Annotated in this window: 9 protein-coding genes; 4 read left to right on the forward strand and 5 right to left on the reverse strand. The window is 38.0% G+C overall.

What is annotated here, in order from left to right; genetic code table 11:
- Window positions 1–5: 5 nt before the first annotated feature.
- Window positions 6–278: a hypothetical protein gene (locus M5A78_RS12450; protein WP_248735592.1), complete on the reverse strand. Its 273-nt coding sequence runs from the start codon at window positions 276–278 to the stop codon at window positions 6–8.
- A 154-nt stretch (window positions 279–432) separates the two neighbouring features.
- Between M5A78_RS12450 and M5A78_RS12455 the strand changes: the two genes are divergently transcribed.
- Together M5A78_RS12455 and M5A78_RS12460 are read left to right on the forward strand one after the other, a co-directional pair.
- A complete protein-coding gene (locus tag M5A78_RS12455) occupies window positions 433–903 on the forward strand; it encodes a divergent PAP2 family protein (RefSeq protein WP_248735593.1) in 471 nt (156 codons plus the stop codon).
- Between the two features lie 47 nt (window positions 904–950).
- Window positions 951–1,733: an SDR family NAD(P)-dependent oxidoreductase gene (locus tag M5A78_RS12460; RefSeq protein WP_248735594.1), complete on the forward strand. Its 783-nt coding sequence runs from the start codon at window positions 951–953 to the stop codon at window positions 1,731–1,733.
- Window positions 1,734–2,102: 369 nt separating this feature from the next.
- On the opposite strand, the gene M5A78_RS12465 is transcribed toward M5A78_RS12460, so the two are convergent.
- The 3 genes from M5A78_RS12465 to M5A78_RS12475 all read right to left on the reverse strand — a co-directional run bounded on the left by M5A78_RS12465 (window position 2,103) and on the right by M5A78_RS12475 (window position 6,920).
- A complete protein-coding gene (locus tag M5A78_RS12465; RefSeq protein WP_248735595.1) occupies window positions 2,103–2,711 on the reverse strand; it encodes a sterol desaturase family protein in 609 nt (202 codons plus the stop codon).
- Window positions 2,712–3,045: 334 nt separating this feature from the next.
- Window positions 3,046–6,237, reverse strand: coding sequence for a DEAD/DEAH box helicase (locus tag M5A78_RS12470; RefSeq protein WP_248735596.1), 3,192 nt, complete (start codon window positions 6,235–6,237; stop codon window positions 3,046–3,048).
- Between the two features lie 257 nt (window positions 6,238–6,494).
- On the reverse strand, window positions 6,495–6,920 hold the full coding sequence (locus tag M5A78_RS12475; RefSeq protein WP_248735597.1) for a DUF1801 domain-containing protein: 426 nt from the start codon (window positions 6,918–6,920) through the stop codon (window positions 6,495–6,497).
- Between the two features lie 359 nt (window positions 6,921–7,279).
- Here M5A78_RS12475 and M5A78_RS12480 point away from each other — a divergent pair, with 359 nt between their 5' ends.
- Window positions 7,280–7,753 (forward strand): DinB family protein, encoded by a 474-nt coding sequence (locus M5A78_RS12480; protein WP_248735598.1) that lies wholly within the window; start codon window positions 7,280–7,282, stop codon window positions 7,751–7,753.
- Window positions 7,754–7,844: 91 nt separating this feature from the next.
- Here M5A78_RS12480 and M5A78_RS12485 read toward each other — a convergent pair whose 3' ends face one another.
- Complete coding sequence (locus tag M5A78_RS12485; protein WP_248735599.1) at window positions 7,845–8,915, reverse strand: LLM class flavin-dependent oxidoreductase; 1,071 nt, start codon at window positions 8,913–8,915, stop codon at window positions 7,845–7,847.
- A gap of 674 nt (window positions 8,916–9,589) precedes the next feature.
- Between M5A78_RS12485 and M5A78_RS12490 the strand changes: the two genes are divergently transcribed.
- Complete coding sequence (locus M5A78_RS12490) at window positions 9,590–11,488, forward strand: HAD family hydrolase (RefSeq protein ID WP_248735600.1); 1,899 nt, start codon at window positions 9,590–9,592, stop codon at window positions 11,486–11,488.
- Window position 11,489 lies beyond the last annotated feature (1 nt).

Consider the following 11,489-nt stretch of genomic DNA (forward strand, 5'->3'; position numbering starts at 1 on the left):
CTTCGTCATCTTTGTAGTGAAACAGCGAAATAGTAAAGGAAAATTCGGTTCGGATTACTTGAACGGTTTTCCGGTAACCACATGAAACAGGTTACTTGTTGTTCACTTTCTAAAGCAGAAAGATTTTTTTCAAGAAAATCAAATGATTGTTCAAAGGTATTATAATAGGTACTATAGCAATATTCAATATTTTGAAAAAATAAAGCCTGCAGTGCCTGACTTTGTTCGTATTGGATAGTTATTCGATAACTTTTGAAAAATATATTCTGACATTGCATTAAAATCTTCATCCAAATATATTGCCTCTAGAATGAGCGTAATGTAGTATTACTGAAAGAACGCGTTAAACGTAAAGATCAAAAATTTAATCATTTTCATCATTTTGGTTTTAATGTCATATTCTAAGCACAAACAATAATTAGGAGGAGAACGATGTTTTTATCCTATCCCATTTTGGCAGCGCTTTTAGGTATGTTGATCGCCCAATTTGTAAAAATCCCCATCCACTATATAACCTCAAGAGAAATAAAATGGAACCTGATGTTTAGTACTGGTGGAATGCCTAGTTCTCATACATCTACAATTATTTCTTTGACTACAGCCATTGGAATCACTACAGGAGTTTATTCCAATGAGTTTGCCATTTGTGTGGTCGTATCCCTCATCGTCATGCATGATGCTACTGGGGTTCGAAGACATGCAGGATACCATGCGGAGGTTTTAAATACCTTGTTAGCTAATTTCAATCTTCTCATCGAAACTTTAAAAGACCCGAATTTAAAGAAAACAGAGTCAAGAGAAAAACTAAAAGAATTATTAGGACATCAACCTGCAGAAGTTTTTTTTGGAGCGATAACAGGTATCATCGTTGGTATTCTAACTTATCAGTTCTATCCGTTTTAATCATCGTGTTAGGATAAGTTTTATTTTTTTTCAGAAAGGAGCCCATTATGGACTTAGGATTAAAAGGAAAAGTAGCATTAATAACAGGGGCAAGTAAAGGAATTGGATTAGAAACAGCTGTAAATTTAGTTATTGAAGGTGCCAACGTCGCTATTTGTGCAAGAAATGGTGAAAATCTAAAAACAGCTGCAACCTTTATTTTTGAAAAAACAGGCACTGAAGTATTATACCTAGAGGCGGATGTAACGAAGGAAGATGATTGTAAAAGAATTGTAACTGCTACAGCCGATAAATATGGTCGAATCGACATTTTAATCAATAATGCTGGTACTTCTTCAGCGCACTCATTTGAAAAAGTGGGAACCGAACTATGGCAACATGACCTCGATTTAAAACTATTTGGTGCGATCCATTGTTCGCGGTATGCCATTCCCTATATGCGTCAGGTTGGAGGAGGGGCAATTGTGAATGTGACGGCGGCCATTGCCAAAACTCCACCCTCTTCTTCTTTACCAACTACTGTGAGCCGAGCAGCAGGCATGGCTCTTACTAAGGCGATGAGCAAAGATCTTGGTCCAGACAATATCCGTGTTAACACCGTATGTATTGGTCTAATCCGAAGTGATCAAATTGAAAGAAAGTGGAAACAAACAGCGCCTGAATCCTCATGGGAACAATTTTCAAGGAATACAGATCATCATATTCCTCTAGGGCGGATTGGAAATACGGACGAGGCTGCTAAAGTAATTACATTCCTCTCATCAGATGCTGCCTCTTATGTAACAGGTACAGCAGTGAATATAGATGGTGGATTGGCTGGCGTTTTATGAATGCTCGACCACTCTAAAGAAGATCTCTTTCTAAAAAAATTTGCAAACTGACTAAAAAAAACGCACTCCCCCGTTTAGCGACGTATAGGCTAGATTACTAGGAATCTAGCCTCGTTCTCCTAAACGCTCGATGTCATAAGCTGGACTGCTCTGTGGTAAACAAACCAACAGCAGTCCAGCTTATCCTTGTCAAAACAAACATCTATAGTCAGAGGAGTATTCATTATTACTTACTCCAATCCTCAACTGATTTTCTGGGGAATCAATCCCTTTTTCTTCGGTAAAAAACAGAGTATTCAGATATTAGAAATCATAACCACATCACCATGATCACTCCGTTAAGTATTGTACCTTGGTTGTTCTTATACATTATCTCATTTCCAAGTTTTTAGCTGTCTTACTTGATTCCACTTCTGTTTCCTCTTTAAACGTACCAAATATGACATCGACAATCGGATTGCTGACGCCAAACCAATAATTTTCATTTTTGTAATGATGAAGAATATGCATTTTCTTAGCCCATTTTCCAAATTTTGTTTTCGGCTTCAGAGGTCGATGTGCCACATAATGCTTCCATTCATACGTTAATAACATCGCCATTAAACCTAGTCCAAACACCACCGTTTCAGTTAGGTCACGTGAAAAGGTATAAAAAACGGCTGAAATAATAAGGAAATTGGGAAGGCTATACCATAAGGGCAGAAATAAAAGCTTTAAATCATTTGGATACACATGGTGGTCATAATGGATTCTCTTTAAAAATTTTAGAAACAAAGGATTCTTAGGTGCTTTTAAATGAAATAAAAAACGGTGAGTAAAATATTCACTTAAGACAAAAACAAAAAGCCCCAGGAGGAAAAATAAAATCATTGAAATCTTCACTCCTGTCATAAGCACAAATATAAATCCTGCAAAAAACAACAAGAACATGACCAGAACATCAAAATGAAAAAAGAAATCGCGATATAGCCCCTTCATCACACACTCCCCTTATTACACTGTAATACTATAATTTTATAATATTCCGAAAAATTTATTATTAAAATTTTATTAACTTTTCGTACACAATCATAACCAATTCTTCTTATCTGGCTTTAGTAAGGAGGCTGATTATAATAAATACCCATTCCATCCGCAATCATTATTTTGGGCATTTTTTCTTAAAACTAATTATATAGTGCTAGTAGAAACCTTGGGCAGAACGATAGGTCAATTCTTCAAAAAGAACCCTTAAAATTGAATTAAGGGTTCTTTTTATTGTTTCCTTTTTCCAAATGCTCCACACTAGATGAATCATAATTCATCAATTTATTTAAATCATCAATATATCCCTAATATCTTCTTCGGTAAGAGAAGACATTATTTTCTCCTCAGAATCGATGATTTCTTCAATGAGATGTCGCTTTTGGTCTTGCAATTCATTCATTTTTTCTTCGATGGTTCCATGGGCAATCAGCTTGATGACCTGGACAACATTTTTCTGCCCCATCCGATGGGCACGATCAGCTGCTTGCTCCTCGACGGCCGGATTCCACCAGGTATCATATAAAATAACGGTATCCGCACTCATCAGGTTCAGGCCTGTCCCTCCTGCTTTCAAGGATATGAGGAATAAATCACGTTCCCCCTGATTAAATCGATGGCAGATTTCCACTCGTTCTTCTGAAGGTGTTTGTCCATCAAGGTAAAAGTAAGGTAACCCTTTCATCGTTAACGCTCTACCAATAAGCTCAAGCATTTTCGTAAACTGTGAAAAAATCAGCACCCGTCTTCCAGACTGCTTTGATTCCTCGACAATCTGTAAGAGTTGTTCAAATTTCGCGGAGCTTCCTTTATAACCGTCGACAAACAAGCTTGGGTGACAGCAAATCTGCCGTAGGCGCGTCAAACCCGCTAAAATTTTGATGCGATTTTTCCGAATGGTATCTTTGTCCAGCTGCTTCAATGTGTCGTGTCTTAATTTCGCCAAATAGGCCGCATACAGCTTCTTTTGTTCAGGAAGTAGCTCCACTGATTCCAGAGATTCTATTTTTTCAGGGAGCTCTGAAAGGACATCCTCCTTCAACCGGCGAAGTAAAAATGGCCGGATTCTCCGTGCAATGTTTTTCCTTGAAAGCTTGCTATATTCTTTTAGCCCCATGAAAAGTTCTGGAAAGACCACGTGAAAAATCGACCACAGCTCCTCTTGAGAATTCTCAACTGGTGTACCAGTAAGGGCAAAGCGATTATTGGATTGTAGCTTCTTAGCCGCACGAGCTGTTTGGGTCAATGGATTTTTAAATGCTTGGGCCTCATCAAAAAATACGGAATGAAAGGATAGTTTCGCAAAAAAGGTAATATCCCGCCGCAATAACGGATAGGAGGTAATCAACACATCGATATCCGTTTTTTCTTTCAGTAACTTGGACCGCTCTGCTTTATTTCCATCGATGACAACCGCTTGTAAGGTAGGAGCAAATCTCTTCATTTCACTAAGCCAGTTATACGTCAAAGAGGATGGGCAAACAACCAGGACTGGCAGCTTTTCATTACGGATTTCAGGAAGCACGGATACGATAAACGCGATGCTTTGGATCGTTTTTCCGAGTCCCATATCATCTGCTAAAATCCCTCCGAAGCCATAATAGGCAAGGGTCTTCATCCATTTAAATCCGAGCTTTTGATAATCTTTGAGGATATTTTCTAAGCTCGTTGGTACTTCAAACTCCAACCGGCCAGGATTTCGGATGTGATCAAGGAACTGATGGAAGGACTCCTCTAGCTTGAAGGCATCGCTCACATCAACAGAATCAAGAAGTTGAAGGCTCTTTTCGATTGGTAAATCCAAGCCACTAGCGATATCTTTATCCTGGACAAGTGGTGAATGAAGAAAACGTTGAATTTCTTCGATTTCTCTCGTCTGTAACGAGAGCAGTGATCCATTGGGCAAACGATAATATTTCCGTTTTTCCTCTAAAGCATCTAATACATCCCGTATCTGTTTTTCAGGTATGCCGTCCATTTCAAATTTGAATTCAAGCCAATTGGTCCGTTCCTTTTTGACCTTCACCCTCACTTGCGGACGTACATTCCCTCTGGATATCCGATTTCTTACAGCCGTCGTTGCATAAATTTGAACAAGCGTTTGGAGCTTTGGTATGACATGGTACAAAAACTCATATTCAAGCTCTTCATTATGCAAAAAATAGCCTCCGTCATTCTTCGCAAACGAGCTATCCTCCATGATTTGGAGAATTTCATCTTCCTTTTCCACATCCCTTATCAACATGAAGCCTGCCGGGAGGTCTCTCCTTTCCAATGGATGGATAACCATATTTTCGTAGTGAAACTCGAGTCCCGCCAAGAGGCGATTTTTGACACGATCCAAGTAGAGCTTGGCAACCAAAGGTGTCTTCATAAATTGCTTTGTTAATGATTCAGCTATGTGGACCTTGCCAATTTTTTTTAAACCTTGAGCCACTTTTTCCAGAAAAAAATAGATCTGTTCTTTTGGTATGGGAATTTGATTCGTTCCGGAAGCATCTAGCATCCTCTGCAGGTCCGATAGACGTTTACAGTCCTGACTTTCTAGCTGTATTAATTTCCCTTCATATAGAACAGAGCGATAGGAATCGAGGACAACCATCCGATGAAAGCCTTTCACCGTCAGTTGATAGCCTTTGTCTTCCGTTTCTGTAAAATCAAACTGTAATGGCAGGGAATCGTCGGATACGTCTAACCCCGTAAAGGTTTGTCCATCATACTCCAGTTTCACCCCTGGTGCTTTTAGAAGTAACGGCAGTAGCCGTTCCCAAGATGATGATGGAAAGAGCAGCCTCTGATGGTGATCCTTGTCTGGCAAAACGTCACCATACACCTTTTCATCACGAATCACTTGAATAAGCTGCTGAATAACCGCATCTGTTGCAGTTTGGAAGCATTGCAGACTCGGGTCGTACGTGAATGAAGGGGAAAGTTGGCATAGATTTCCTTCTCTAACCCGCTCCAGAAAAACGCGGATATTTTCTACTTTGGTCGATACGAGATTCATTTCAATACCGAATATGTACCGTCCCGTGCCGATTGCGACTGGTTTACAAGTAAACTCTACATCAAGCACTTTTCTTTTTTCAAAATGAAGCTGATGGCCGCTTGATCGGTGAGGCTGATCAGTGAAAAGAGTCCGTAATCCTTCTGTCAGTTCCTGATTGTTTGAAGGCGAAACAGTAGGGATGGTTCCTTGACGTTGATGGTCGTAAATCGCCAATAAAACAGCGGCAATATGCTGACAATCCTTATCAAAGGAGGCTAGCTTAGGGCAGCTGCATTCCGTTCGTATGTCTTCATGGGCATCCTTTTCAATCGTAACACGGAACTCTTCCTCTCCTATAACCGTTGCTTGACAGCGATCAGAAAGGTATTGGTCAAAGATTACTTTATTCGTGCGATAAAAATAATCTCCTCGTTTAAAGGAGACCTTACCGCACATTTGTTGAATAATTTTTGGATTTAATGTTATGTTCAAGTGCCTTGCTCCTCCCTTGAGGATCAGTTGGTCTCATCTATAATCTGTGCTTTGGATAAATTTAGCATCCCACTATTTATCATTATTGAATTATTACGATTGTATCATAAGCTTGAGCAATCGATAACATCTTTCCCCCCATTCCCGGGAGTTTGGAAACAGCAACACATGATTTGTGGATGATTAATGATAGCATTAACATAGAAAAAGCGACCTTCGTAATCGAAGCATCGCCATTGTCGAACCTACTAGCTACTTTAAGAATTCGGATAGGTCTCTTGCAAAAACTGGACGGATTGGTTAATTAACGCTTGTAAGACCGCAAGATCGATATCAGCTACCTTATTGATGTACACACACCCTTTCCCAGTCGTATGTTTTCCAAAGCTATTGAGCAATTCCTGACGTTTTGTATCACCTGGCGCAAAATACAAACTAATTTTTGCCTTTCGAGGTGAAAAACCCACTAATGGGGCAACCCCTTCATGACCTGATTCATATTTATAATGATAGGAACCAAATCCGATAATACTTGGCCCCCACATCTTTGCTTCATATCCTGTCGTTTCAGTAAAAATATCTACTAGTTTATACGCGTCCTCCCGTTTTTTCATGCTATCAACACTCTCAATAAACTCCACAACACTGTTATCCGTTTCTTTTGTTTTTTGCTGATAGGTCATTAGAATCACTCCTAGTCTTGAAATTAGTAGTTTGACGAAAAATGGTTTCAAATACATTATTGGTAAATGGAACAACTTAGAGACACCTTATGAAAAGCACAGGTTATTTCATGCGTTTTATATTTCCCTCAGATGCAAAAATGTTATCCCTTGTTTCTCGTATCTCCCTTATTTAATAAGCGATGATTCATTTTAAATAATCATGTGATTCTACCTGAGGCTTGAAACTATTTAATTAATCTATACTCTTTTAATACTGTTTTTCCTGCTTTAATAGGAGTATTTTTTCAAAAAAAGAAGGATTTAGATATTAAATAGTAGAAGAAATGCGATGATAGGAACTCTAAAGGGGGATTTATATGAAGAAGGAAGATATTATTAAAGGAAAGTTAAGTTTAGTAGAATGGGCTCATTCTCTTAAAGCTATACCGGATGATTTATGGTTCCAGCCATTTCGAGAAGGTTCATGGGGTTCTGCAGACGTTATTTCTCATTTTATTTCTTGGGATCATTTTATGATTGAAAACAGGATTTCGCATCTTGTAAAAAACGAACCATTCCCTAAAATGTCCATTGATGTAGAAGAAATAAACAAGGCAGCATCGACATATGCCAGATCAGGAATTACGAAGGTCCAGCTGATCAATGAGTTAATTTCTATAAGACAACGTTTAGTATCACTCCTAGGTGAGTTGGATTCGGAAAGATTCGATATGCCACTTCCTGGTAAGGAGCATATCACTCTTGTCGAGTACTTTGTTGGTATGATTGAACATGATCAAAAACATATAACGGAAATTAATTCATTTATTAGCCAAAATAAAGAATCATAAGGCAAATAATAATAACAAGATCGCCCCCGATCATATGGTAGCTAGTAAAGATTTCTGAGAGCTGAGAAGGGGCCGCCGCCCCTTTATTTAATCAAATTCTCGTTTCCCTGCGGACAACCGGCACTACTTCCGTTGCTAACCGCTCAATGTTCTCAGCCACTTTTTTAAATGGCATACCACCTATGTCCATTTGGGCGATAAATCGCTGATGTCCAAATAGCTCGTATTGATGCAGAATTTTCTCGATAATTTGCTGTGAGCTTCCCACAAATAAAGCCGTTTCCGCTCCCGATATTAGTTCAAAGTCGGCTCTGGACATCTTGGTGGTTATTCCAGCTTGGTGATTGAGGTAGCTCCAGTAATTTGAATGATAAGGGTAGAATTCATCTCTTGCCTTCTGCGTTGTTTCCGAAATATAGGCATGACCTGTTACTCCAACCTTCACATCTTCTAGAGGATGACCTGCTTCATTCGCCGCCTGTCGGTATTGATCCACCAACGGTTTAAATCGAATCGGATCTCCTCCGAGTATCGCTAATGCTAAGCCAGCGCCTAATCTACCTGCTCGTGCTGCACTTTCCGGAGTACCTCCCACTCCAACCCATAAGGGAATATTTTTTTGAACTGGCCGTGGGGCAATTTCGGCATCCCGCAATGCAGAGCGAAAACGGCCATTCCAGGAAACTTTCTCATGAGCGTTCAGCTTCAGAAACAACTCGATGTTCTCTTCAAACAAAGCATCATAATTTTCCAAATCATAACCGAACAAGGGGAAGGATTCGATAAAAGCCCCACGTCCTGCGATGATTTCGGCGCGTCCGTTTGACAAGAGATCAAGTGTAGCAAAATCCTCAAATAAACGAACCGGGTCAACCGTATTTAATACAGTCGTAGCACTTGTCAGCTTAATTCGATTGGTGACTTGTGAAATCGCAGACAAGACGATTGGTGGTGCTGACACTGCATAGTCCAGACGATGATGTTCACCAACCCCAAAAACGTCTAGTCCTGCCTGATCTGCCATTTTTGCCGCTTCGATTATTTCTTCCAAACGCTGTCTTGTGCTTATGGTTTTCCCTGTTTGTGGATCCGGCCCTAAATCTGCTAATGAATATATCCCAATTTCCATACCGGAATGTCCAGCTGTCGCATCTACCTCCATCTTACTCTCCTCCCCAAACACTGTTTAGTGACAAATCGTATTTGTTTTCCAGATGAATCAAGCGTGTTTTATTAAAGTCATCTTTTTCCTTACACTTGTTGTTCGGGGCGTTCATGTATAACGCTCCTCTACATAATATTCTGTAGCAATTAATGGGTGTGAATGCCTATGTTACCCTTCTCTTCTTTAGAGGTTCAAATCCTCTTTAACTATCATGGTTCTGCAAGTAAACTAATTTGTTCAAAACATCATTGCTTTAATATTAGACGCAGGTAAACCCTCTTGTAACAGCTGCTTCATCCTAATCATGTAAGGATGAATATGCTTAAAATAGTTCTTATAGGAAGCACATAGATAATTTAATCCTGGCTCATTTTTCCTGCCCTAATCGCCATTACCATCTGTCCTTTCTCGCTGAATACTCGTACAGGGTTTGTAGACAATTGAGAATGTATATTAAGTAATTTATTTACGGGATGATTTTATTATGAAAAATCCACTTAAAAAAGAAGTTCTTTTTATACAAAAAGCTTTTTAGCGATCTATATGTATGGCACCTTTTTTGTTCAAAATGCTATGGGACTAAACACCAATTATGTCCTTGCCCTCACCTCTACTGGACATGTGAATATGATAAAAGTACTTAGCTGGAAAAATTGGAGGAATATTTATCAATGTATGACTCTTTAAATTCAACAGAGTTGCTAAAGTTGCCCTATTTGGATGGATCGGAGTCGAAAGTATTAAACCGACCGACAGCACTTGATTTTGCTAGGAATATGTTAGAATACGATGTTATTTCGTTTGATGTTTTTGACACTTTGTTATTAAGGCCGTTTGCCCAACCTCATCATCTATTCATGATAGTAGGGGAAAAACTGGACTGTGTAAATTTTATGTCCATACGAATGAAAGCGGAGAAGGAAGCTCGTAATCAAGCAGAAGTAAAGAAAGGGAATAAGGAAGTAACAATATTTGATATATATGAACTTATTGAGTTAAAAACAGGGATTGATAAACATTATGGAGCCCAGTTAGAGTTTCAAACAGAATTAGAGTTTTGTTTTGCTAATCCATATATGAAAGATGTTTTTGAAATTCTTAAGGCGCAAAATAAGAAATTGATTGCTATTTCAGATATGTATTTAACAACGTCAATGATTAAACAATTGTTGGAGAAGGCAGGATTTAGTGGATTATTTGACGTTTTTGTTTCCGGTGAGAACAATGGTAGTAAACAAAATAAACGGTTATTCAAAATAGCTCAACAAAAATTAGGCAAGGATCTCAGTATCGTACACGTCGGGGAAAATTATGAGTCAGATATAAAAAGCGCTCAAGAACAAGGGATAGCGACAAGATATTACCATAATGTTCATGAGATAGGAAATCAATACCGCGCAGACAGTGTGTCCGAACTAATTGGTTCCACATATAGTGGGATCATCAATACTCATTTGCATAATGGTAAAAAGCAATATACACCTCATTATGAATATGGTTTTATTTATGGTGGGTTGTATATATTGGGCTTCTGCAAATGGATTTATGATTATGCAAAACAAAATAATATAGATAAAGTTTTGTTTCTTTCAAGAGATGGGGATATATATCGCAAAGTATTTAATTATCTTTACTCTGATATGAATAATGAATATGTTTACTGGTCGCGAATAGCCAATATGAAATATACAATAGATAAAAATCGTTATGATTTTTTGCAACGAATGGTCAAACACAAAGCAAATAGTGTATTGGGAATTACCATAAAAGGACTTCTAGAATCATTAGAATTAGATGAATTGATTGATTTGTTAAATCAATATGAATTAAATGAAGACGATTTGATTCAAAAGGGAAATGTAAAATTAATTCAAACATTTTTTGTAGATAATTGGGAAACTGTTGTAAATAAACTATCTGAAGAAAATGAAATTGTTAAAGAGTATTTTATAAAAATCATTCAAGGAAGTAAAAAGGTTGCTGTCGTTGATGTTGGTTGGGTCGGATCTGGAGGGTCTGGGATCAAATATTTGATCGAACAAAAATGGAACTTGAATTGTGAAGTTCAAAGTTTAGTAGCCGGTTGTAGACACTCGAACCACACAGGTAATCTAAGCCAAATTATGAAAAAAGAAATAGAACCTTATATTTTTTCAAGAATGTATAACAGAAATTTATACGATACCCACTCAAATACTAAACATAATAATGTATTTTTTGAGTTATTTACTCAGGCTTGCTATCCTTCGTTCTCAGGCTTCAAGAAAACGGAAGAAGGCTTTAAATTAATATTTGATGTACCTGAGGTTGAAAATTATAAAATTATAGAGCAAATTCATCATGGTATTTTTGATTTTGTTAAGTTATACAAGAAGATGTTTTCAAATTATGAGTATTTATTTAATATTTCAGGTTACGATGCCTATCAACCTTTTAGGATGATAATAAAAGACCTTCGATTTATAAGGAAATATTTTGGTGATTTACGTTTTTCAAGAGGCGTGATTGCAGATACAGAAAATCAAACTTTCGAAACATTGAATGGTATCATGGATCAGGCTGGGCTTTAAA

Origin of the sequence: Neobacillus rhizosphaerae (assembly GCF_937468385.1) — a bacterium.
GTDB classification, from domain to species: domain Bacteria; phylum Bacillota; class Bacilli; order Bacillales; family Cytobacillaceae; genus Neobacillus; species Neobacillus rhizosphaerae.

Excerpts from the sequence above, each read along its gene's own strand:
- M5A78_RS12460 (WP_248735594.1), top strand. The coding sequence starts at position 951 with ATGGACTTAGGATTAAAAGGAAAAGTAGCATTAATAACAGGGGCAAGT.
- M5A78_RS12480 (WP_248735598.1), top strand. The coding sequence starts at position 7,280 with ATGAAGAAGGAAGATATTATTAAAGGAAAGTTAAGTTTAGTAGAATGG.
- M5A78_RS12455 (WP_248735593.1), top strand. The coding sequence starts at position 433 with ATGTTTTTATCCTATCCCATTTTGGCAGCGCTTTTAGGTATGTTGATC.
- M5A78_RS12475 (WP_248735597.1), bottom strand. The coding sequence starts at position 6,920 with ATGACCTATCAGCAAAAAACAAAAGAAACGGATAACAGTGTTGTGGAG.
- M5A78_RS12465 (WP_248735595.1), bottom strand. The coding sequence starts at position 2,711 with ATGAAGGGGCTATATCGCGATTTCTTTTTTCATTTTGATGTTCTGGTC.
- M5A78_RS12450 (WP_248735592.1), bottom strand. The coding sequence starts at position 278 with ATGCAATGTCAGAATATATTTTTCAAAAGTTATCGAATAACTATCCAA.
- M5A78_RS12485 (WP_248735599.1), bottom strand. The coding sequence starts at position 8,915 with ATGGAGGTAGATGCGACAGCTGGACATTCCGGTATGGAAATTGGGATA.
- M5A78_RS12490 (WP_248735600.1), top strand. The coding sequence starts at position 9,590 with ATGTATGACTCTTTAAATTCAACAGAGTTGCTAAAGTTGCCCTATTTG.